The sequence below is a fragment of the Vibrio sp. R10-SF1-ISO8 genome (genome assembly GCF_059833805.1).
The window spans coordinates 46,012-70,031 of the sequence record NZ_JCBDHL010000002.1 but is presented as its reverse complement, the minus strand read 5'-3'; the positions used below and the strand labels follow the sequence as shown (position 1 = coordinate 70,031).

The following is a 24,020-nucleotide window of genomic DNA, read 5'->3' as shown; positions in this document are numbered from 1 at the left end:
ACAGACACAGGCACGGCGACCATCACCGATGGTGGTGAGAACGGTGGCGACGACGATCGTCCGAGCGTGAGCATCACAGAAACCGTGAGCGTGAGTGAAGGCTCAGCGGCCGAGTTCACAGTGAGCCTAGATAAGGCGGCGGACACGGCAGTGACGGTGAACCTGACGAGCTCAACGGCAGGCGCTAATACAGCGGAATCGGACGACATCGGTAACATGGTAGTGACGTTGGCAGATGGTGTGACGGTAGTGACCCCGAACGCAGACGGCAGCTACACAATCCCAGCGGGTCAGACCGAGCTGAAAGTGAGCGTGGCGACCACTCAGGATGACGTGTACGAAGGCAACGAGACGTTCAGCGTGAGCGTTGAGGGCGCATCTGGCGCGACAGGCACAGACACAGGCACGGCGACCATCACCGATGGTGGTGAGAACGGTGGCGACGACGATCGTCCGAGCGTGAGCATCACAGAAACCGTGAGCGTGAGTGAAGGCTCAGCGGCCGAGTTCACAGTGAGCCTAGATAAGGCGGCGGACACGGCAGTGACGGTGAACCTGACGAGCTCAACGGCAGGCGCTAATACAGCGGAATCGGACGACATCGGTAACATGGTAGTGACGTTGGCAGATGGTGTGACGGTAGTGACCCCGAACGCAGACGGCAGCTACACAATCCCAGCGGGTCAGACCGAGCTGAAAGTGAGCGTGGCGACCACTCAGGATGACGTGTACGAAGGCAACGAGACGTTCAGCGTGAGCGTTGAGGGCGCATCTGGCGCGACAGGCACAGACACAGGCACGGCGACCATCACCGATGGTGGTGAGAACGGTGGCGACGACGATCGTCCGAGCGTGAGCATCACAGAAACCGTGAGCGTGAGTGAAGGCTCAGCGGCCGAGTTCACAGTGAGCCTAGATAAGGCGGCGGACACGGCAGTGACGGTGAACCTGACGAGCTCAACGGCAGGCGCTAATACAGCGGAATCGGACGACATCGGTAACATGGTAGTGACGTTGGCAGATGGTGTGACGGTAGTGACCCCGAACGCAGACGGCAGCTACACAATCCCAGCGGGTCAGACCGAGCTGAAAGTGAGCGTGGCGACCACTCAGGATGACGTGTACGAAGGCAACGAGACGTTCAGCGTGAGCGTTGAGGGCGCATCTGGCGCGACAGGCACAGACACAGGCACGGCGACCATCACCGATGGTGGTGAGAACGGTGGCGACGACGATCGTCCGAGCGTGAGCATCACAGAAACCGTGAGCGTGAGTGAAGGCTCAGCGGCCGAGTTCACAGTGAGCCTAGATAAGGCGGCGGACACGGCAGTGACGGTGAACCTGACGAGCTCAACGGCAGGCGCTAATACAGCGGAATCGGACGACATCGGTAACATGGTAGTGACGTTGGCAGATGGTGTGACGGTAGTGACCCCGAACGCAGACGGCAGCTACACAATCCCAGCGGGTCAGACCGAGCTGAAAGTGAGCGTGGCGACCACTCAGGATGACGTGTACGAAGGCAACGAGACGTTCAGCGTGAGCGTTGAGGGCGCATCTGGCGCGACAGGCACAGACACAGGCACGGCGACCATCACCGATGGTGGTGAGAACGGTGGCGACGACGATTGTCCGAGCGTGAGCATCACAGAAACCGTGAGCGTGAGTGAAGGCTCAGCGGCCGAGTTCACAGTGAGCCTAGATAAGGCGGCGGACACGGCAGTGACGGTGAACCTGACGAGCTCAACGGCAGGCGCTAATACAGCGGAATCGGACGACATCGGTAACATGGTAGTGACGTTGGCAGATGGTGTGACGGTAGTGACCCCGAACGCAGACGGCAGCTACACAATCCCAGCGGGTCAGACCGAGCTGAAAGTGAGCGTGGCGACCACTCAGGATGACGTGTACGAAGGCAACGAGACGTTCAGCGTGAGCGTTGAGGGCGCATCTGGCGCGACAGGCACAGACACAGGCACGGCGACCATCACCGATGGTGGTGAGAACGGTGGCGACGACGATCGTCCGAGCGTGAGCATCACAGAAACCGTGAGCGTGAGTGAAGGCTCAGCGGCCGAGTTCACAGTGAGCCTAGATAAGGCGGCGGACACGGCAGTGACGGTGAACCTGACGAGCTCAACGGCAGGCGCTAATACAGCGGAATCGGACGACATCGGTAACATGGTAGTGACGTTGGCAGATGGTGTGACGGTAGTGACCCCGAACGCAGACGGCAGCTACACAATCCCAGCGGGTCAGACCGAGCTGAAAGTGAGCGTGGCGACCACTCAGGATGACGTGTACGAAGGCAACGAGACGTTCAGCGTGAGCGTTGAGGGCGCATCTGGCGCGACAGGCACAGACACAGGCACGGCGACCATCACCGATGGTGGTGAGAACGGTGGCGACGACGATCGTCCGAGCGTGAGCATCACAGAAACCGTGAGCGTGAGTGAAGGCTCAGCGGCCGAGTTCACAGTGAGCCTAGATAAGGCGGCGGACACGGCAGTGACGGTGAACCTGACGAGCTCAACGGCAGGCGCTAATACAGCGGAATCGGACGACATCGGTAACATGGTAGTGACGTTGGCAGATGGTGTGACGGTAGTGACCCCGAACGCAGACGGCAGCTACACAATCCCAGCGGGTCAGACCGAGCTGAAAGTGAGCGTGGCGACCACTCAGGATGACGTGTACGAAGGCAACGAGACGTTCAGCGTGAGCGTTGAGGGCGCATCTGGCGCGACAGGCACAGACACAGGCACGGCGACCATCACCGATGGTGGTGAGAACGGTGGCGACGACGATCGTCCGAGCGTGAGCATCACAGAAACCGTGAGCGTGAGTGAAGGCTCAGCGGCCGAGTTCACAGTGAGCCTAGATAAGGCGGCGGACACGGCAGTGACGGTGAACCTGACGAGCTCAACGGCAGGCGCTAATACAGCGGAATCGGACGACATCGGTAACATGGTAGTGACGTTGGCAGATGGTGTGACGGTAGTGACCCCGAACGCAGACGGCAGCTACACAATCCCAGCGGGTCAGACCGAGCTGAAAGTGAGCGTGGCGACCACTCAGGATGACGTGTACGAAGGCAACGAGACGTTCAGCGTGAGCGTTGAGGGCGCATCTGGCGCGACAGGCACAGACACAGGCACGGCGACCATCACCGATGGTGGTGAGAACGGTGGCGACGACGATCGTCCGAGCGTGAGCATCACAGAAACCGTGAGCGTGAGTGAAGGCTCAGCGGCCGAGTTCACAGTGAGCCTAGATAAGGCGGCGGACACGGCAGTGACGGTGAACCTGACGAGCTCAACGGCAGGCGCTAATACAGCGGAATCGGACGACATCGGTAACATGGTAGTGACGTTGGCAGATGGTGTGACGGTAGTGACCCCGAACGCAGACGGCAGCTACACAATCCCAGCGGGTCAGACCGAGCTGAAAGTGAGCGTGGCGACCACTCAGGATGACGTGTACGAAGGCAACGAGACGTTCAGCGTGAGCGTTGAGGGCGCATCTGGCGCGACAGGCACAGACACAGGCACGGCGACCATCACCGATGGTGGTGAGAACGGTGGCGACGACGATCGTCCGAGCGTGAGCATCACAGAAACCGTGAGCGTGAGTGAAGGCTCAGCGGCCGAGTTCACAGTGAGCCTAGATAAGGCGGCGGACACGGCAGTGACGGTGAACCTGACGAGCTCAACGGCAGGCGCTAATACAGCGGAATCGGACGACATCGGTAACATGGTAGTGACGTTGGCAGATGGTGTGACGGTAGTGACCCCGAACGCAGACGGCAGCTACACAATCCCAGCGGGTCAGACCGAGCTGAAAGTGAGCGTGGCGACCACTCAGGATGACGTGTACGAAGGCAACGAGACGTTCAGCGTGAGCGTTGAGGGCGCATCTGGCGCGACAGGCACAGACACAGGCACGGCGACCATCACCGATGGTGGTGAGAACGGTGGCGACGACGATCGTCCGAGCGTGAGCATCACAGAAACCGTGAGCGTGAGTGAAGGCTCAGCGGCCGAGTTCACAGTGAGCCTAGATAAGGCGGCGGACACGGCAGTGACGGTGAACCTGACGAGCTCAACGGCAGGCGCTAATACAGCGGAATCGGACGACATCGGTAACATGGTAGTGACGTTGGCAGATGGTGTGACGGTAGTGACCCCGAACGCAGACGGCAGCTACACAATCCCAGCGGGTCAGACCGAGCTGAAAGTGAGCGTGGCGACCACTCAGGATGACGTGTACGAAGGCAACGAGACGTTCAGCGTGAGCGTTGAGGGCGCATCTGGCGCGACAGGCACAGACACAGGCACGGCGACCATCACCGATGGTGGTGAGAACGGTGGCGACGACGATCGTCCGAGCGTGAGCATCACAGAAACCGTGAGCGTGAGTGAAGGCTCAGCGGCCGAGTTCACAGTGAGCCTAGATAAGGCGGCGGACACGGCAGTGACGGTGAACCTGACGAGCTCAACGGCAGGCGCTAATACAGCGGAATCGGACGACATCGGTAACATGGTAGTGACGTTGGCAGATGGTGTGACGGTAGTGACCCCGAACGCAGACGGCAGCTACACAATCCCAGCGGGTCAGACCGAGCTGAAAGTGAGCGTGGCGACCACTCAGGATGACGTGTACGAAGGCAACGAGACGTTCAGCGTGAGCGTTGAGGGCGCATCTGGCGCGACAGGCACAGACACAGGCACGGCGACCATCACCGATGGTGGTGAGAACGGTGGCGACGACGATCGTCCGAGCGTGAGCATCACAGAAACCGTGAGCGTGAGTGAAGGCTCAGCGGCCGAGTTCACAGTGAGCCTAGATAAGGCGGCGGACACGGCAGTGACGGTGAACCTGACGAGCTCAACGGCAGGCGCTAATACAGCGGAATCGGACGACATCGGTAACATGGTAGTGACGTTGGCAGATGGTGTGACGGTAGTGACCCCGAACGCAGACGGCAGCTACACAATCCCAGCGGGTCAGACCGAGCTGAAAGTGAGCGTGGCGACCACTCAGGATGACGTGTACGAAGGCAACGAGACGTTCAGCGTGAGCGTTGAGGGCGCATCTGGCGCGACAGGCACAGACACAGGCACGGCGACCATCACCGATGGTGGTGAGAACGGTGGCGACGACGATCGTCCGAGCGTGAGCATCACAGAAACCGTGAGCGTGAGTGAAGGCTCAGCGGCCGAGTTCACAGTGAGCCTAGATAAGGCGGCGGACACGGCAGTGACGGTGAACCTGACGAGCTCAACGGCAGGCGCTAATACAGCGGAATCGGACGACATCGGTAACATGGTAGTGACGTTGGCAGATGGTGTGACGGTAGTGACCCCGAACGCAGACGGCAGCTACACAATCCCAGCGGGTCAGACCGAGCTGAAAGTGAGCGTGGCGACCACTCAGGATGACGTGTACGAAGGCAACGAGACGTTCAGCGTGAGCGTTGAGGGCGCATCTGGCGCGACAGGCACAGACACAGGCACGGCGACCATCACCGATGGTGGTGAGAACGGTGGCGACGACGATCGTCCGAGCGTGAGCATCACAGAAACCGTGAGCGTGAGTGAAGGCTCAGCGGCCGAGTTCACAGTGAGCCTAGATAAGGCGGCGGACACGGCAGTGACGGTGAACCTGACGAGCTCAACGGCAGGCGCTAATACAGCGGAATCGGACGACATCGGTAACATGGTAGTGACGTTGGCAGATGGTGTGACGGTAGTGACCCCGAACGCAGACGGCAGCTACACAATCCCAGCGGGTCAGACCGAGCTGAAAGTGAGCGTGGCGACCACTCAGGATGACGTGTACGAAGGCAACGAGACGTTCAGCGTGAGCGTTGAGGGCGCATCTGGCGCGACAGGCACAGACACAGGCACGGCGACCATCACCGATGGTGGTGAGAACGGTGGCGACGACGATCGTCCGAGCGTGAGCATCACAGAAACCGTGAGCGTGAGTGAAGGCTCAGCGGCCGAGTTCACAGTGAGCCTAGATAAGGCGGCGGACACGGCAGTGACGGTGAACCTGACGAGCTCAACGGCAGGCGCTAATACAGCGGAATCGGACGACATCGGTAACATGGTAGTGACGTTGGCAGATGGTGTGACGGTAGTGACCCCGAACGCAGACGGCAGCTACACAATCCCAGCGGGTCAGACCGAGCTGAAAGTGAGCGTGGCGACCACTCAGGATGACGTGTACGAAGGCAACGAGACGTTCAGCGTGAGCGTTGAGGGCGCATCTGGCGCGACAGGCACAGACACAGGCACGGCGACCATTAAAGACGATGACGCGCCAGCAGAAATATCTGGAGTAACAACCTCTCGTGTTTCTGAAGAAGGACTTACGAATGCAAACGCCGACACTTCTGGTAATACAGATACCACTAATAGTAAATCTGCGTCAGGCACGTTTGTTGTAAGTGACGTCGATAACTCATCAGTATCAGTGTCACTAGAGTCGAGTTCTTCGCTTAGCTCAAACGGCCAGGCAATTTCTTGGAGCTGGGATAGTAGTTCGAAAACGCTAACTGGTTCGACAACTGGCGGACTAGCTGTAATTCAGGTAGTTCTCACTGAACCTAGTACCTCTGGGTTAGGTGAATGGGATTACAATGTGACATTACTTGCACCTGTTGATCACCCGGTAATAACAGAAGAAGACAACCTAGCCGTTGATATCAGCATTGTTGTCGATGACGGAACTTCGGTTACGAAGGCGCCTATTTCGCTTACGATTGAAGATGATTCTCCAGTGATTAATGATTCAGCACCAGTTGTTGTTACAGCATCTAATGTACCTGATGTATTAGTTGGTAAAGTCGACTTCGCAGGAGTTGGTGATCATCAGTCTATTTCAGTCGGTGGTGTGACAGTTGAAGCGCAAGGTTTTGTTTCAGCAAACTCAGCTCAATTAGGGGATGCATTGGTTAACCAGTCTTCTTCAGGGATTGGTGTACATAGTAATGTCGATTTTACCCATCCACTTAATAATGAAGTTGATTACCGTTTTGCCAATGGTGAAGGAGTTTCCGAGCAATTAATCATCGATCTTGGAGACAAAGTAGCATTCGGCGCTTCAATAGAGTTCGCAAAAATGTATGGTGGAGAAAAAGAAACAGGAATCGCGTACTTCTATCGTGATGGTGTTTTAATTGCTACTCAACCATTTAGCTCTGATGCTGCTAGCGGTGATTATGCTAAGAACTTTAGTGTTACAGAGGGTGGGTTCGATAGGATTGTGCTAGAAGCGACAAGTAATGGTAATGGCCCAAGTCACAGCGATAATAGCGACTTTACCGTTAAGTCGATTACTTTCTCCGGTTCCTCAGAAGAACAGCCAATTGCAAGTGCTGACGGTGTTATCAACTTTGAATATGGTGCAGACGGTAAAGGTTCAATTGAGTTACTAGCGAGTGGCGAGTCTCAACTACTTACTACAGATGGAAAGTTGGTTACGCTCTCCATAGATTCGTCTAACTCAAATCATCTATTAGCCCATGACATCGATGGCAATCTAGTATTTGAAGTGCAGTTAACTCCAGCAACTGGCAAGTGGGAGTTCTTCCAGTACGAATCTATGCAGACGCCAATTGGCGATGGAGACATTGATATTAAAGTTCGTGTTACCGACGCAGATGGTGATTTCACAACTTCTAGCTTTGCAGTCGTTCCATACGCTCCACCATCGATTGGTGATGTGCAGCTTACTGTGTCTGAAGAAGGTCTTCTGAGTGGTATACTTGACGACGAGGCTTTGACTGGCAGCTCAGACAACACTAATAGCCCATCGGATAGCGATACAGTGTCTATCTCTAATGGTGTTACAGATATCAGCTTAGGTATTCCGGGGGGCTCTTATACTAGTGGTTCAAGTGCCATAACTTGGCAATTGTCTAATGACGGTAAAACGTTAGTAGGTAATGCGCAAGGTTCTAAGGTGATTGAAGTTACCGTAGATAGTGCAGGTAACGTTTCGTCAGTACTTTCTGCTCCTATTGATCATCCAAATAGCAATGGTGAAGATACTATTGCAATTGATATTCCTCTAATCGCTGAAAATAGCTTAGGGCTAACCAGCAATGGTAAGGCTACGATTGTTATTGAGGACGATTCTCCAGAAGCTTCTCGTATTCATCATGATGTAGTTGCGGAAACTAAAGTTGGTGCCAATGTACAGCTCGTGCTAGATGTATCAGGTTCAATGACAACTGATGCCGGCAACGGAAAATCAAGACTGCAAGTTATGAAAGAATCTACGATTCAGATGCTAAACCAATATCAGGCACTCGGTGAAACTAGAGTACAGATTGTTGCATTTTCAGATAATTACTACAGCAATCAGAGCCCTGCTAATTATACTGTTTGGATGTCGGTTGCTTCAGCTATTTCTTATGTTGAAAATCTACAAGCGGGTGGCGGGACTGATTATGATAGTGCACTGTGGATCGCGAACCAAACATGGGATTCGTCCTCTGGTAGTTTGGCAAATGCAAGTAATGTGAGTTACTTCCTATCTGATGGAGAGCCTACAGGCTCAGATAACGGAAATTCAAATAAAATTAACCAGACTGAAGAAGGGTGGTGGAAAACTCATCTTGAACAGCACGATATTACGGCTCAGTCTTATGGCATCGGTAATAATGCGCCTGCAAAATACCTGAATCCTGTATCTTATGATGGTCTGACCGAGCAAGATACCAATGCGATTATTGTGCCTGATGTTACTCAATTACCTCCAGTCCTATTGCAGTCGGTCATACAGCCAATTGGGGGGAATTTACTTTCTAATTCTCAGGGCGCTGATGATGCAGTGATCAGCCAGATCATCATTGACGGTGTGACGTTCAATTTCAATGATAGTAATGTATTTTTAACGGGAAATAATGAAGATATTTCTCATACTTTTAACAGTCAGACGAACACGTTAACTATCTATATCGATTCTAAGCATAGCCTGGTGATTGACTTAGACGATGGCGGTTACCAGTTCTTCGGTGCGGCAGGTAACAAACCTGTTGAGTTGGATTTCTACTATACGATTAAAGATTCTGATGGGGATACTAGCAGTAGCTTACTATCTTTTGAAATCGATGGCGTAAATGTGGTACCTGACATTAAATCTGAGGGTGATATTGTTGACCATGTTAGATTAAATCACTACGACACCTCTTATGAGAAATTGCTATGGACACAAAACCCTGCAGGTGCGGATAACCAAGTAGTTGATGGCCATAAAGATGGTCTAGTAGTAGATGTTGGTGCAGCTGGTGATGATGCGTTCCTTGGCGAAGGAGATGACACTCTCTATTTGGGAGAGAGCCACGCTATTCTCGACAATAATGCAAACTCTTCATCTAATATTGAAGCAGCCAATAATGACATGAAAGCATTTATGTCAGAGGCAGACTCCACACATCTTCAAGCTTCAACAGATGAAAATAGTGCTCTAACGAGTTCGCAATTTAGCAGTGCGCACATTGATGTGGGGCATAGCGGAGCCGGTAACGATCACGTGTATGGCCAAGGTGGTGTCGATATCATTTACGGTGCTTCAGGCAATGATGTACTTGATGGTGGTGAAGGCAATGATGGCCTGAGAGGTGGTTCTGGTGAAGATCGCTTAATAGGTGGTGCAGGTGAAGATATCCTTATCGGTGGTTTAGGTGATGACATCCTAACTGGTGGTGATGATGCTGATATCTTCAAGTTTGTTGACCAAGATAGCACCAATACTCAGGTTGATATTAGAGACGGTGAGAGGGATATCATTACTGATTTCACGAAAGGTGAAGATAAGATTGATATCTCAGAAATACTCCACACTGACTCTAATGATACAGTAGATAGCTTACTTAATGAGCATAAGATTGATATTGCAATTGAAGGCGGTGATAACTTGGCAACCGCAGATCTTAAGCTAACAATTTCGGATGGAAATAGCAGCCAGGAGGTTGTGTTGCAAGATGCTGCTGCGCAATACAGTAGTTACATTTCAGATGGTTCAATAACTAATGCTAGCGCTATATTGAATGATTTGCTGAAAGTGCACGATACAACAAACTAACAAAAAGGGCCGAAAGGCCCTTTTTGTTAGCGATTAGCTGCATAGTGAAACCAGATAACTTGCAATATAGTTATCTGATTTTTGTTTCTACAACACCTTACAAGCGAAACCTTTCAGGTAGAAACCTTCTGGGTAAGCGCTGTCCGTAGGGTGGTCTGCTGCTTGTTCAAAGCGTTCTACAAACTTCACCTGACGGCCAGAGTCAATAGCAGCGTCTGCAATCACTTTCTGGAATAACTCACCGCTCATTAACCCTGAGCAAGAGTAAGTGAGTAGGGTTCCACCTGGTTTTAGGATTTGCATGGCTAACATATTGATATCTTTGTATCCGTTAGCACCTGACGTTAAGTTGTTTTTGCTTGAAACAAACTTAGGTGGATCCATGATAACCACGTCAAACTTAGTGCCCTGATCGCGATACTCACGCAGTAACTTGAACACATCAGCATTTAGGAAGACAGCACGCTTTTTCGAAATATCGAACTCATTTAGCTCAGAATTGTGTTTCGCTGTATCAAGCGCAGGCTGAGAGACGTCAGCATTGATAACGCGCTTAGCGCCACCTTTCAAAGAGTAAAGACCAAAGCCACCAGTGTAGGAAAAGCAGTTCAGTACTTCTTTATCTTTCACATACTTCATTGCTTGCTGGCGGCTATCTCTTTGGTCAAGGTAGAAGCCTGTTTTGTGGCCGCCAACGATATCGACACTAATTTTTACACCATTCTCTTCGATAACCACAGATTTAGGTGGCTCTTGACCATGAAGGACGCCCACAGTCTCTTCTAGGCCCTCTTTTTTACGAACGGCAACATCAGAACGTTCGTATACGTTACAGTCAGGGAAACATTCAACTAACGCATCAACAAGCGTTTGTTTGTGGAACTCAGCGCCAGCACTTAGCAACTGACACACTAAGTAGTCTTGGTACTTATCGATAGTGATACCAGGAAGGCCATCTGACTCAGCAGCAATCAAGCGGTAGCCAGTGAGTCCATCACGCTCGATGATATCTTCACGTAACAATTGAGCGTCTTGAATACGCTTAACAAAAAAGCCCTTGTCGATGGATTCTTTTTCGAAGCTCCAAACGCGTGCTCGGATTTGAGAGTTTGGCGAGTAAGCTGCCTTTGCTAGCCATTTACCATCGTGAGCGAAAACGTCGACAGTTTCCCCTAATTTCGGCTCACCTTCGACTTTGTGTATTCCACGAGAGAACACCCAAGGGTGCTTGCGGCGAAGGGATTTGTCTCGTCCTTTGACTAGATAAATAGCTGGAGTCATTGGTTTACTCAATTGTTTATTTGGAAAGGTGGGGTATTTTCTAGGATGTGTATGGGGATTGCAAATAAAAGAGCCGCTCAGGCGGCTCTGGTTTATGCTTTTAGGCCCGTAAGTAAGGCTTCCATTTGATCGCTTTGATTTCGCAGTTGCGCGATATTGGAGTTGGTCGCATTGATCATGCTGCATACGTTGTCGGATTGGACGCGTATCTCTTCAACACTTGCCGCGATATTGTCAGCCACGACACCTTGCTCCTCGGCCGCAGTTGCAATCTGAATACTGCTGTCTGAGATTGATTGGTTTTTCTCAGCAAGCGCACCAATTTCAACGTCAACCTCTGACATACGTTGCTGGCCTTCAGAGGCGTTAACAACCGTTGTTTCCATCAACTGAGTCAAAGACTGGCTATTGCGTTGTAGTGCTTCAATCATAGTTTGAATCTCTACTGTTGCTTGCTGAGTGCGACCCGCTAAGGCTCGAACTTCATCGGCAACCACCGCAAAACCGCGGCCTTGTTCACCAGCACGCGCAGCCTCGATAGCGGCGTTAAGTGCGAGTAGGTTGGTTTGTTCTGAGATACCGTTGATCGTCGTAACCACTTCATCAATTTGTGCGGCGTTTGCATCAAGTTCGGCCACTGCTTCAGAGGCTGATTGGACTTCTTGAGAAAGCTTAGAGATTGAGCTGAGTGTATGTCCGACTTTAGATTGCCCTTGTGTTGCTACGCTGCGGGCATCTTCAGTTTGGGTACTTGATTCATGAGCGAGGTTCGCGACTTCTCTTATTGTTGAAGCCATTTGCTCTGTTGCACTGGCTAACGAGTTTAGGTGTTCTTGCTGGCTGCTAGAAACTTCGGCACTCTGCTGATTCGATTGGTTTAAGTCAGAGCTAATCTGCTGCATCAACGCGATAGACTCTTGAATAGAAATCACCATGTTTTGCTCTCGCTCAGCAACTTTGTCTATGGTAATAGCTATTTCACTGAACTCATCGCGTACTTTAAAGAAGTTCATCCTACTGGTGAGGTCACCATCGGCTAACGTGTTAAGCGCTTTATTCATGGTAAACATTGCACCGCCAATAAAGGTCATGATGTAGTAAACACCAAGTGCGATAAGTGACAATGTTACTAAGATAATGACCAAGTGGGTTGTAGACATTGCTGACCACAAGTTTTGCTCGTGAATGGCGGCTAGACTAAACGCTCCATTATTGACGCTTACAGCACCTTCGCCAGTCCCAAATTGGATGGTGTTTGAATTATTGATGATGTTCGCGACCTGCTCTTGAGAGAGGTTTCCTGCTTCAATCAGGTTGCGCATTAGAATCAGTTCATCCTGATAAAGGTGATGAAGCATCTGATCTGCGCTGTTATCGAGTACTAGAGTTAAAATAATTAAAGCGATAACTGGAAGTAAGAAGAGTAAGTAGAACTTCTCCTGAATTTTTAAATGAATGAGATATTTATCAATCCAACGAAATGGTATTTCTTTCATAATTATTATGTCCAATGAAGAGACCCATATATCCATTATGGGTAAGAATAGTACGTGCTTAATATATCATTGACTCAATAGTAGAGGTATACGGAATGGAGCAAAGTTGTGAGAGGTTCACAGTATCGGGATTAGTTCAAGGAGTGGGATTCCGCTACCATACGTCATATCAAGGTCTTAAGCTTGAAGCGACAGGCTATGCTAAAAATCTGGACAATGGGGATGTTGAAGTGGTGGTCTGTGGCAGCCATTTGCAAATAGAAGCGATGGCTAAATGGTTAGAACACGGACCTAGAAGTGCAAGAGTTGATAGCTTGATTCGGGAATCTATCGCCTACAAACCGTTTAAAGGATTTAAAATCCTGTAGTTATTACTACAGGATTTTTAGCGCTACAAACATTTAGCGGGTTTTGGTAGTCCAGCGAGTTTTGTCGCTTGTTTAGCTGGTCCTTGTTTAAATAGTTTAAACAGATACTTACTGTTCCCTTTTTCTGGACCGTGGGCTTTTTCCATCGCTTTAACGAGCATGCGAACCGCAGGAGAAGTATTGAACTCTTCGTAAAAATCGCGAACAAAATGAACCACTTCTAAATGTGCTTCTGTTAACTCGATACCTTCTTGTTCTGCCAGTATTGAAATCATACCTTCTTCCCAGTCGGTATGATTTAACAAGTAGCCTTGTGCGTCAGTTTCGATTTGTTTGCCGTTGTACTCAAACATCTTACGATCCTAATTTTTATGATATTCAATAGGGTAGCGCAGCATACCTTGATTGGACAAGATAGCAACTAAGAAAAAGCCCGAAAGGGAAACCTTTCGGGCTTTGTACTACCTTTACAACAATGACGTATTAGTCGTTGTTCATAATGCCTAGAATTTGAAGCAGGCTAATGAAGATGTTGTAGATTGATACGTATAGAGTCACTGTCGCAGAGATGTAGTTAGTTTCACCACCACGAACAATGCTTTGAGTTGTCATCAGAATTGCCATTGTAGAGAAAACAATGAACAAGCTGCTTAGTGCTAGGTGAAGTACTGTTGATTGGATGAAGATACTTGCAATCATACCAACAATCAGAACAACAAATAGAGACAGCATCAAGCCACCCATCATAGATAGGTCACGCTTTGTTGTTAGTGCGTAAGCAGAAGCTGCTAAAAATGAAAGCGCAGTACCACCTAGTGCAGTAACGATAAGATCGCCCATACCTGCGCCAACGTAGGCGTTAAGGATTGGACCTAGCGTGTAACCCATGAAGCCTGTTAATAGGAATGTGAATACAAGGCCCATTCCATTGTTACGGTTCTTCTCAGTTAAGAATAGTAAGCCGTAAAAGCCTACCAGTGTGATAATTAGGCCAGGGTGAGGAAGGTTCATCACCATAGCAACACCAGCAACGACTGCAGACCAAAGCAGCGTCATTGAAAGTAGTGCGTAAGTGTTACGCAATACCTTGTTGGTTTGTAGAGCACTTTCTTGGCTTGAAGTGCGTGTAAACATAGGACTGTTCATAATCTTCCTCGTGAGGTTTTATGTTTATATCTACATTTATGAGGTTGAATGAGCAAAAGATCAAGCCCCAATTGGTGTAGTAGTAGATAAAATAATAATAGAAATAAAAACTTATGTATTTTGAAAGATGTAACACAATATAACAACTAAAAAGGGGCGACCTAAGTCACCCCTTTTACGTAGATCACGGATTAGTGGTGCAGTATTTGTGCTAAGAAGTTTTGCGTACGATCTGATTGAGGGTTCTCGAAGAAATCGACTGGGTTGTTTTCTTCAATAATCTCTCCCGCATCCATAAAGATAACGCGATCGGCGACTTCTTTGGCAAAGCCCATTTCGTGTGTTACACACAGCATGGTCATCCCTTCTTCCGCCAGTTCTACCATTACATCCAGCACTTCGCGTACCATTTCAGGATCGAGTGCAGAAGTAGGTTCGTCGAACAGCATCACTTGTGGATTCATACATAATGAGCGGGCAATCGCCACACGTTGTTGCTGACCACCAGAAAGCTGACCAGGATACTTGTCTGCCTGCTCAGGAATCTTAACACGCTCCAAATATTTCATCGCAATCGCTTCTGCTTCATCTTTTGGCATCTTCTTCACCCAGATTGGTGCCAGAGTACAGTTCTCTAACACAGTTAGGTGAGGGAAGAGGTTAAAGTGCTGGAAACACATTCCCACTTCACGGCGAACGGCTTCAATATTTTTAAGATCGTCTGTTAACTCGTTACCAGAAACGATGATCTGACCTTTCTGGTGTTCTTCCAAGCGGTTGATGCATCGAATCATTGTAGATTTACCCGAACCTGAAGGGCCACAGATAACGATTTTTTCGCCTTTCTTCACATCTAGGTTGATGTTCTTTAGTACGTGAAACTCGCCGTACCACTTATTCATATCCTTTAACTGGATCATGTAATCTTGTTGTTGCGTCATAATACGTCCTTGAGCTTTCTGATTATCGTTTGTGACCGGTATGAAGTTTGTTCTCTAGCCAGATCGAATATCTCGACATGCCAAAACAAAATACCCAGAACACTAACGCGACAAATACATAACTTTCGGTAGCAAATCCTAACCACTCAGGGTCAGTGTTTGCTGCTTGGCCGATACCGAGTACGTCAAACATACCAATAATAAGTACCAGACTGGTATCTTTAAATAGGCCAATGAATGTGTTGACGATTGAAGGAATGGTAATCTTAAGCGCCTGAGGCAAAATGATTAATCCCATTTTCTTCCAGTAGGTGAGCCCTAGAGCGTCAGCCGCTTCATATTGACCCTTAGGAATGGCTTGCAAGCCACCACGAACCACCTCTGCCATGTAGGCCGCACTGAACATAACCACACCAATAAGAGCGCGGATCAGTTTGTCTGTCTCCGAACCTTCAGCAAGGAACAGTGGCAACATGACTGACGCCATGAAGAGCACAGTGATCAGTGGAACTCCGCGCCATACTTCAATGTAAACGGTACAGATACTGCGGATGATAGGCATATCTGATCGACGACCCAATGCCAAAGCGACACCGATAGGAAGCGATACAACAATACCCACTAGAGCGATGATGAGCGTAACAAGCAAGCCACCCCATTTATGGGTTTCGACTACTTCAAGTCCAAATACGCCACCATACAGCAATGCAGCAATAATAAACGGGTAGATGTTGACAAAGAACAGCCAAATCCAAAGACGTTTTGGTGTCTTTTCATACGCTAACAGTACCGTAAAGATCGCTAGAGTAATGTAAAACAGACGCGGACGCCATAGCTCTTCCTGAGGGTAGAAGCCGTACATGAACTGCTCCCAGCGTACGCTGATAAACACCCAACAGGCTCCGTCACGACTACATGCGTCACGCGTTGTGCCTACCCAGTCAGCTTTCAGAAATGCCCAATCGACAATGTTCCAAAGCAGCATGAACGATAAGTAGGCAAGAACAATGGTAACAATTGAATTTACCGGACCATTAAACAGGTTTTTTCTAAGCCAACCGACAGCACCAACTGTATTTGCTGGAGGTGGCAGGTCAGGCTGAAATTGATGTACTTTCATGCTATCTCTCCACCAAAGCAACTTTACGGTTGTATATGTTCATCAATGCTGAGGTTAACAAACTCAACGTGAGGTAGACGCCCATTGTCATTGCAATAATCTCGATTGCCTGACCGGTCTGGTTGAGTGTTGTACCTGCAAACACGGACACCAAATCTGGGTAGCCAATCGCCATCGCAAGTGATGAGTTCTTGGTTAAGTTCAGATATTGGCTAGTCAGTGGAGGAATGATGATTCTTAGCGCTTGAGGAATAACGACAAGTTTTAAAGTGCGAGAGCGAGGTAGACCAAGCGACATCGCAGCTTCCGTCTGGCCATGGCTTACTGCGTTGATACCTGAACGCACGATCTCAGCGATAAACGACGCTGTATAGATACTTAAAGCCAGTAAAAGTGCTGCAAGCTCTGGAATAATGCTCACACCACCACGGAAGTTAAAGCCTTTTAGCTCTGGATATTCCGCCGTAATTGGTGAGCCCATTAAGAAGTAAACCACAACAGGCAAACCAACACATAACCCTAGGGCGATTCTACCCATTGGCGTTTGCTGACCTGTTAGGCGTTGCTTATTGTTCGCCCATATATTGATAAATACCGTTGCAATAACACCGAGAATCAGCGCACCAATTACAACTGATGATCCTGCTTCGAAGACTGGAGCAGGGAAGTACAGGCCTCGTACGTTGAGGAATATCGCTTCACCTAGGCTCAAACTTTGTCTTGCAGAAGGTAGGGCTTGAAGTACGGCAAAGTACCAAAAGAATATTTGCAGTAACAGAGGAACGTTTCGGAATATCTCAATGTAAACCGCTGCAAATCGGCTAACCAACCAGTTAGATGATAGGCGCGCAATACCCATAATAAAACCGATGATAGTCGCCAAGATGATACCGAAAAACGATACTAAGGCGGTGTTAAGTAGGCCGATAACGAACGTTCGACCGTAAGAATAGGTTTCATCGTATTCAATCAGCGTCAGGCCAATCCCAAAGCCAGCTTCTTGATCGAGGAAGTCAAAACCCGTGGCGATACCGCGAGCTTCTAAGTTGGTAAGTGCATTATTGACAATTGTGTAAAAGAAAAAGACAAGCGCTGCTATCGCAATAATCTGGAAAACAACTGCTCGAAAGGTGGGATTGTAAATAAGGCTAGCGTTTGAATTCGGTCCGTTATCCGAATTCGCCGCAACATTAGTAGGTTTCATACAGCTATAACCTCAAATCCATTTTTATAAAAAGGGCGGCCAAAACCGCCCAATTTTTTGTTTAGTAACTAGCTAATAATAGTTATTAACGGATTGGTGGAGCGTACATGAAGCCGCCAGCGTTCCATAGAGCGTTCACACCACGTGAAATTTTCAGTGGTGAACCTTCACCAACAGTACGCTCGAAGCTTTCACCGTAGTTACCCACTTGTTTGATAACTTGGTAACCCCAGTCGTCACGGATACCTAAACCTTTACCTTTAGGGCCATCAACACCTAGGATACGCTTGATGTTTGGATCTTTTGACTTCAGCATTTCATCCGCATTTTTAGATGTGATGCCGTATTCTTCTGCGTTAACCATCGCAGCTAGTGTCCATTTAGCGATGTTGAACCATTGGTCATCACCTTGACGAACAACTGGGCCAAGAGGCTCTTTAGAGATGATCTCAGGAAGTACTTGAGCTGAAGATGGGTCTTGTAGGTTCAAGCGAAGTGCATATAGACCAGATTGGTCAGTGGTTAGTACGTCACAACGACCTGCATCGAAACCTTTAGATGTTTGAGCTGCTGTATCGAATACAACTGGTTTGTATGACATACCATTGTTACGGAAGTAGTCAGCTAGGTTAAGTTCTGTTGTGGTACCGGATTGAACACATACTGAAGCGCCGTCTAGCTCTTTAGCACTTGTAAGGCCAAGATCTTTCTTAACCATAAAGCCTTGACCATCGTAGTAGTTTACGCCGACGAAGTTTAGACCAAGGGCCGTATCACGGTGCAATGTCCAAGTTGTGTTACGAGAAAGAACGTCGATTTCACCAGATTGTAGGGCAGTGAAGCGCTCTTTAGCTGTTAGAGGAACGTATTTTACTTTTGTTTTATCGCCTAATACTGCAGCTGCAAGACCTTGACAGTATTCTACGTCGATACCTTCCCATTCACCTTTCGAGTTCGGGTTAGAGAAACCTGGCAAGCCAGTACTTACACCACAAGTTAGGAAACCTTGTTTAGTTACTTTATCCAGCGTGCTATCTGCCGCAGAAGCGCTTGTAGACATCAGTGCAGTAGATGCAGCTACAACTGAAGCAAGAAGTGTTAGTTTATGTGCCATTTGTATCCTTCCTGTATGATCCATGTTTGTTCAGGCTCATCCTGATTAAACGATTAAATAATGTTGTGTTTCATTAATTATTAGGTTGCTATCGCTCGTCTTCGAGTCGTAGTTAAATCAACCAGTTATAAGCGTAGGAAAGGATCTGTGATTTCTCAAATGTATAATTTAAAAAGATTTTTGATTGAACTCACAAACCCTGACAGACATTAGAATGGCAATATGTTGCTAAAATGTAAATAGTGCAACAGGTCACAAAACTGGTGCGACAGGATGGTGTAATAAATTTATCAATACAATTAGATTTGAAGTTTGAATGAATGTCTCAGTGTGGTTGATAAAACCAAAGAAAGTATAAAATTTGGTCATAAATTATGGGCTTGATCGAAATCACATGAATCTAATGCCCCAATTTTGTTAGTATCGAGGGTAAAGACGTTTTCAGTTATTCAAGGAATGAAATGCAGTATTTTCCTCTATTTATAGATTTAAACCATAAACCTGTCTTGGTTGTTGGGGGCGGGGAAGTCGCGAGTAGAAAGGTTGATAGCCTGATCAGAGCGGGTGCAGATGTGACAATCGTCTCGCCGAAAATTGAAGACTATCTTGCTAATCTCGTTGCGAAAGAAGAGTGTCGTTGGGTCCAGGGATTTTATTCGGAAGAACTGCTCGAAAAGAAATTTGTGCAAGTATGGGCGACGACTGATAACCCAAGTTTGAATCATCAGGTGCATCATGATGCCAAACGCCAAGGTATTTTGGTCAATGTTGTAGACGATCAACCATATTGCGATTTTATCACGCCGTCTATTATCAACCGTGGTCGCATACAGCTAGCGATATCCAGTGGTGGAGCGGCTCCTGTTCTCATTCGTAATGTACGCGAGAAATTAGAAGCCGTTCTACCGCAAAACTTATCACTTCAAGCTGAGTTTGCCGCCTCTAAGCGTGCGGATATAAAGGAAAAGCTGCCAACTGTAGATGAGCGTCGTAAGTTTTGGGAGGCTTTCTTTGCACGTGCCGATGTAGACAAGGCGACGGCCAACTCAAGCCTAGAGCGTGCGTATCAAGCATTGTTGACTGAAGGGTTTGCTCAAAAAGGTTCAATCACTTGGATTGAACATGGTGATGATGTTGAACTTCTCACATTGAAAGCTCTTAGGCTGATGCAGCAAGCGGAACTAGTCCTTTTCGACGGCAAATGCCCATTTGGCTTTATTGATCTGGTGCGCCGAGATGCGGAGCGAGTGGAATACTGCAATGATGCGGAGCTTGCTAAGCTGCTAGAGAAGGCGAGAGCGGAAGACCTACGTGTGGCAGTCTTCATCCCACCAAAATTGAGTGGAGTGACGTTCTTACAAGGTGGAGACTTGTTATTAAGGTTAGGCTCTGGGAAATAGAAATAAAAAACCGATACTCAGTATCGGTTTTTTTCAGTTAGCACTTTTTCAGCTTAGTCGCGGAAGTTTTCGTACTGGAACGGCTGACCTAGCTCTGCTTCACGCATCAGCGCGATTACGGCTTGCAGGTCATCGCGTTTCTTGCCTGTTACACGTACTTTTTCGCCCTGAATCGAAGCTTGTACCTTCATCTTCTTATCTTTGATAAGTTTGACGATCTTTTTAGCAACAGGTGTTTCAATACCTTGCTTGAAGATGACAATCTGGTGCCAGTTCTTACCAGAGGCTTCTTCGCCTTTTGCTTCCATAGAGTTCGCATCGACACCGCGCTTAGCTAAGTGGCCACGTAGAATGTCGCGCATTTGCTTCAGTTGGAAGTCACCTTCAGCGTTCAATCGTACTGATTCATCTTTTTGCATTTCAAAAGATGCTTCTACACCACGAAAATCGAAACGAGTAGCAAGTTCGCGTGTTGCGTTGTCTACCGCGTTACGCAGTTCTACAGTGTCGACTTCAGAAACAATATCAAATGATGGCATGTTGGTTTCCTTCTATTATGAGCGTTCTTTAACAGCTGTTGCCAGCATATCAAGCATGGTTGCAGTATCTTCCCAACCTAAACAAGGGTCAGTGATGGATTGACCATAGGTGAGGTTGTTGATGTCAGCCATAGACTGGTTGCCTTCAAGAATGAAGCTTTCAGCCATGATACCCGCCACTTGGTTCTTACCAGATTTAATCTGCTCGCAGATATCTTTAGCAACATCCAATTGTTTGCGATGCTGCTTTTGGCAGTTAGCGTGGCTAAAGTCAACAACAAGGCGTTGTGGCAAACCAAACTCTTCCAATTGCTTGCATGCTGCTTCTACTGACTCAGCATCAAAGTTAGGGCCTTTATCACCACCACGCAGGATGACGTGACCATAAGGGTTACCACTAGTGCGGTAGACGGTCATGCGGCCATTTTTATCCGGAGAGTAAAAATAGTGTGACGCTTGTGAAGCGCGGATCGCATCAATTGCAATCTTGATGTTGCCGTTAGTACCGTTTTTAAAACCAACTGGGCAAGAAAGTGCAGAAGCCATTTCACGGTGGATCTGAGATTCTGTTGTACGTGCGCCAATCGCACCCCAAGTGATAAGGTCGGCGATGTATTGACCTGTGATCATATCGAGAAACTCAGTTGCCGTCGCAAGACCAAGTTTGTTGATGTCTAGCAGAAGTTTACGCGCCTTGTTTAAGCCCGCTTCTAATGCGTAAGAACCGTCTAGGTTAGGGTCTGTGATCAGTCCCTTCCAACCGACGACAGTACGAGGCTTTTCGAAATACGTACGCATTACAATGAAAAGCTCATCTTTGTATTGGTCTTGAATTGCTGCAAGACGCTCGGCGTAGTCAATTGCAGCTTCAGTATCATGTACTGAACAAGGGCCTACGATCACCAAAAGGCGTTGGTCTTCCCCTGTAAGAATGTTTTCTATTTGACGACGTGACTGTGCAATACGCTGGGCTACTTCGTCCGTAATGGGATGGGCGCTTCCTAACTCTGCCGGTGTCGGCATTGGACCCAAAGGTTGGGTTCTTAATTCATCGGTTTTTAATGGCATACCACAGCCTGTTCTTTTTATTGCGAAGCGGTAAAGATAACGGAAACACACCTAGGAATAAACTACTTATCGAGATTCTTCTTTATACAGGTCCGTAAAAGTGGAAAATTGACCGTGTGAACAACGCTCAATGGCTTCTAATGCTAGGGAGAGTGCGTTAAGTCTGAGTGAAAAAGGCAGTGACGAAATCGTTAAACCATTTGGACTAGCGGGTCATTACTAAGTGGTTAAACAACTGTTTCATATCACTGTTTGAATGTGTGATGTTAACAAGTTGTTGACATAACAGTGCGTTCGTTATGAACTGGACTAAATTTAACTGGTCGGATTAGATCTATGTTGTCAGCACTGTCAAAAGCAAACTTCTATCTTAACTATTTTGGTTTCTTCAAAGTTCCTTTTATCTGGTTAGCAAGACCAAAGATATTGCAACTTGATTCCGAAAGAGTGGAAATCAAGATTCCGCTAAAACGCAGAACGAAGAATCACCTCAATAGCATGTATTTTGGTGTGCTCGCGGTGGGTGCCGATGTAGCGGGCGGTTTTATGGCGATGAGTAAAGCCCAAGATTGTGGCAAGAAAGTATCGCTCGCCTTTAAAGCGGTCGAAGGGCAGTTTTTGAAACGTCCTGAAGGTGATGTTCACTTTGTGTGTGAAGATGGCAAGTTGATTGATGAAATGCTTGCTGAAACGTTTGAGACAGGGGAGCGGGTCAACAAAGCGGTAAAAATAACCGCCATATGTCCAACTCTTCACGGAGATGAGCCAATGGCGGAGTTCTTTCTTACTCTGTCACTGAAGCAAACGGGTGGCTGATATCTTCTACTTCCATTTGCTCGACGGCGACAATCTTGCTTCGATTTAACACGATCTTCCATCGGTAGAATTTAGGCTCACCGTCATGGTTATCTTCTTTGGCGATTAAGTTTATTAGGTGGCGTTTCTCTACCGATTCGCGACTGACTTGCCCATTGTTATGGGTGTAGACTTTATTCGAGCCCTTATCCATCAATCGGGTGAGGGCACGCATACTAACCATTAAAGATTCACGTGTTTCTTCATAGCCACTCATAAACTTAGAGGTCGACATTTCAGTTTGAGAGCTATAATGAAGGACTTGTTCTTCTCTTTGAACGACCCGTTTTTTACGAATTGATTTGATTCTGTCTGGCAGTTTATCCAGGACTTTATAATCGAGCCATTCGAGTTTTTGTCCGACCGCTTTCTTGGTGGTTGGATCGAGATAGAGCTTACGCCATTTAGGGCGACCTTTACGAATCCAACGCCACATCACGTCACGCAAGTCATCTTTGAAGATTTCTCGTAGTGCATAGACGAAAGACATCAACACGATGAAGGAGGCGGTAATTTCTCCCCAGTAGTCGCGCGCCAAAATCGCAGTGATGGTAACGAACACCATGACAAAGCCTGTCGCACCACCCTTGACAACGCGTTTCATATTCTTGCCGAGAGATTGTGTTTTCTCTTGCAGAACGACAGGGTGCTCAATCAAACGACGTAGCAGTCGCATCTTGTTACTTAATCGCGTTACGTCGTCACGTACACTTTTTGAGTTGTAGTTATTGAGCTTACGGTGTGCCGCCTCTTTTTCTACGATAGCAAGCAAGCTCTCTTTTAAGCTTTTGTATTCACTGTCTCGCGGCATATGCGCGATCAGAGACATCAAGCGCTGACCCGTATACCAAGAAAGATAGTTATCGATATTGGCGTAGTATCGTTTAAGTCCTTCTTCGTAAGGAACACTACGACGTAGCTTCTTTAGTATATCGAGGGAAAGCTTGATGACTTCGTCCACTTCGTCAGTGGTGACTGATTCTTTGTTATGTTTATTGAGCTCATTTACCGCTTTATCTAATGCGATAACATACTGATACGCGAACAAACTCAAACTTACACGATACTGAGTGGTCGATAGTCGGCCACGTTTCGCAAGTCGACTGTGAACGAGAGGGAGAAGTGTTTTGTCACTGTAATAAGCACGTTTTTGAGTGATGGATTCATAATAGAATTCACTCTCTTTGAGAACGTCAGGAGACAAACCAAGCTCACCTGGTACAAAAAAGTACAAGTCTAAATCAGACTTTTTGGTTGCCGCCATAGAGTGGGAAATTTTGAGTGTAATGCCGTCCTGCTTATCAACGGTTAACAAATAGAGCTCCTGAAAAAAGACAAAATACTTGGCGAAAGCATAACAGAGATTCGCTATAATCACCGCAAATTTAAC

The 24,020-nt window shown here is 48.0% G+C and carries 15 protein-coding genes; 4 read left to right on the top strand and 11 right to left on the bottom strand.

Going from position 1 to position 24,020, the window contains the following annotated elements; all coding sequences use genetic code 11:
• Nucleotides 1-66 precede the first annotated feature (66 nt).
• Nucleotides 67-10,098, top strand: coding sequence for a Calx-beta domain-containing protein (locus AC6R00_RS00535; protein WP_500638989.1), 10,032 nt, complete (start codon nucleotides 67-69; stop codon nucleotides 10,096-10,098).
• 87 nt (nucleotides 10,099-10,185) lie between these two features.
• On the opposite strand, the gene AC6R00_RS00530 is transcribed toward AC6R00_RS00535, so the two are convergent.
• Complete coding sequence (locus AC6R00_RS00530) at nucleotides 10,186-11,379, bottom strand: class I SAM-dependent methyltransferase (protein WP_500638988.1); 1,194 nt, start codon at nucleotides 11,377-11,379, stop codon at nucleotides 10,186-10,188.
• Nucleotides 11,380-11,471: 92 nt separating this feature from the next.
• Nucleotides 11,472-12,875, bottom strand: coding sequence for a methyl-accepting chemotaxis protein (locus AC6R00_RS00525; protein WP_500638987.1), 1,404 nt, complete (start codon nucleotides 12,873-12,875; stop codon nucleotides 11,472-11,474).
• Nucleotides 12,876-12,970: 95 nt separating this feature from the next.
• On the opposite strand from AC6R00_RS00525, the gene yccX reads away from it, so the two are divergent.
• Entirely contained in the window at nucleotides 12,971-13,243 is a 273-nt protein-coding gene (gene yccX, locus AC6R00_RS00520; protein ID WP_500638986.1) for an acylphosphatase, read from the top strand.
• Nucleotides 13,244-13,266: 23 nt separating this feature from the next.
• Here the strand turns inward: yccX and AC6R00_RS00515 are convergent, their stop codons facing one another.
• The 6 genes from AC6R00_RS00515 to AC6R00_RS00490 all read right to left on the bottom strand — a co-directional run bounded on the left by AC6R00_RS00515 (nucleotide 13,267) and on the right by AC6R00_RS00490 (nucleotide 18,768).
• Nucleotides 13,267-13,596 (bottom strand): TusE/DsrC/DsvC family sulfur relay protein, encoded by a 330-nt coding sequence (locus AC6R00_RS00515; protein WP_239854339.1) that lies wholly within the window; start codon nucleotides 13,594-13,596, stop codon nucleotides 13,267-13,269.
• 130 nt (nucleotides 13,597-13,726) lie between these two features.
• Nucleotides 13,727-14,389, bottom strand: a complete 663-nt coding sequence (locus tag AC6R00_RS00510; RefSeq protein WP_004743393.1) for a Bax inhibitor-1/YccA family protein — start codon at nucleotides 14,387-14,389, stop codon at nucleotides 13,727-13,729.
• Nucleotides 14,390-14,580: 191 nt separating this feature from the next.
• Nucleotides 14,581-15,330 carry an amino acid ABC transporter ATP-binding protein gene (locus AC6R00_RS00505; protein WP_004749473.1) on the bottom strand — a complete coding sequence of 250 codons (750 nt, stop codon included), beginning with the start codon at nucleotides 15,328-15,330 and terminating at the stop codon, nucleotides 14,581-14,583.
• Between the two features lie 22 nt (nucleotides 15,331-15,352).
• Nucleotides 15,353-16,450: an amino acid ABC transporter permease gene (locus tag AC6R00_RS00500; protein ID WP_239856153.1), complete on the bottom strand. Its 1,098-nt coding sequence runs from the start codon at nucleotides 16,448-16,450 to the stop codon at nucleotides 15,353-15,355.
• Nucleotide 16,451: 1 nt separating this feature from the next.
• Nucleotides 16,452-17,654: an amino acid ABC transporter permease gene (locus tag AC6R00_RS00495; RefSeq protein WP_239856152.1), complete on the bottom strand. Its 1,203-nt coding sequence runs from the start codon at nucleotides 17,652-17,654 to the stop codon at nucleotides 16,452-16,454.
• Nucleotides 17,655-17,739: 85 nt separating this feature from the next.
• Nucleotides 17,740-18,768, bottom strand: a complete 1,029-nt coding sequence (locus AC6R00_RS00490; protein WP_239856151.1) for an amino acid ABC transporter substrate-binding protein — start codon at nucleotides 18,766-18,768, stop codon at nucleotides 17,740-17,742.
• 461 nt (nucleotides 18,769-19,229) lie between these two features.
• Here AC6R00_RS00490 and AC6R00_RS00485 point away from each other — a divergent pair, with 461 nt between their 5' ends.
• The gene (locus AC6R00_RS00485) at nucleotides 19,230-20,168 is read left to right on the top strand and encodes a precorrin-2 dehydrogenase/sirohydrochlorin ferrochelatase family protein (protein WP_239853077.1); all 939 of its coding nucleotides are present in this window, start codon (nucleotides 19,230-19,232) and stop codon (nucleotides 20,166-20,168) included.
• Nucleotides 20,169-20,221: 53 nt separating this feature from the next.
• Here AC6R00_RS00485 and AC6R00_RS00480 read toward each other — a convergent pair whose 3' ends face one another.
• Nucleotides 20,222-20,707, bottom strand: coding sequence for a YajQ family cyclic di-GMP-binding protein (locus tag AC6R00_RS00480; protein ID WP_004744051.1), 486 nt, complete (start codon nucleotides 20,705-20,707; stop codon nucleotides 20,222-20,224).
• A 15-nt stretch (nucleotides 20,708-20,722) separates the two neighbouring features.
• Nucleotides 20,723-21,775 carry a 3-deoxy-7-phosphoheptulonate synthase gene (locus AC6R00_RS00475; protein ID WP_171325564.1) on the bottom strand — a complete coding sequence of 351 codons (1,053 nt, stop codon included), beginning with the start codon at nucleotides 21,773-21,775 and terminating at the stop codon, nucleotides 20,723-20,725.
• 336 nt (nucleotides 21,776-22,111) lie between these two features.
• On the opposite strand from AC6R00_RS00475, the gene AC6R00_RS00470 reads away from it, so the two are divergent.
• Nucleotides 22,112-22,591: a DUF4442 domain-containing protein gene (locus AC6R00_RS00470; protein ID WP_004743369.1), complete on the top strand. Its 480-nt coding sequence runs from the start codon at nucleotides 22,112-22,114 to the stop codon at nucleotides 22,589-22,591.
• On the opposite strand, the gene AC6R00_RS00465 is transcribed toward AC6R00_RS00470, so the two are convergent.
• Complete coding sequence (locus tag AC6R00_RS00465; RefSeq protein ID WP_500638985.1) at nucleotides 22,560-23,945, bottom strand: hypothetical protein; 1,386 nt, start codon at nucleotides 23,943-23,945, stop codon at nucleotides 22,560-22,562. The genes AC6R00_RS00470 and AC6R00_RS00465 overlap by 32 nt on opposite strands.
• Between the last annotated feature and the right edge of the window lie 75 nt (nucleotides 23,946-24,020).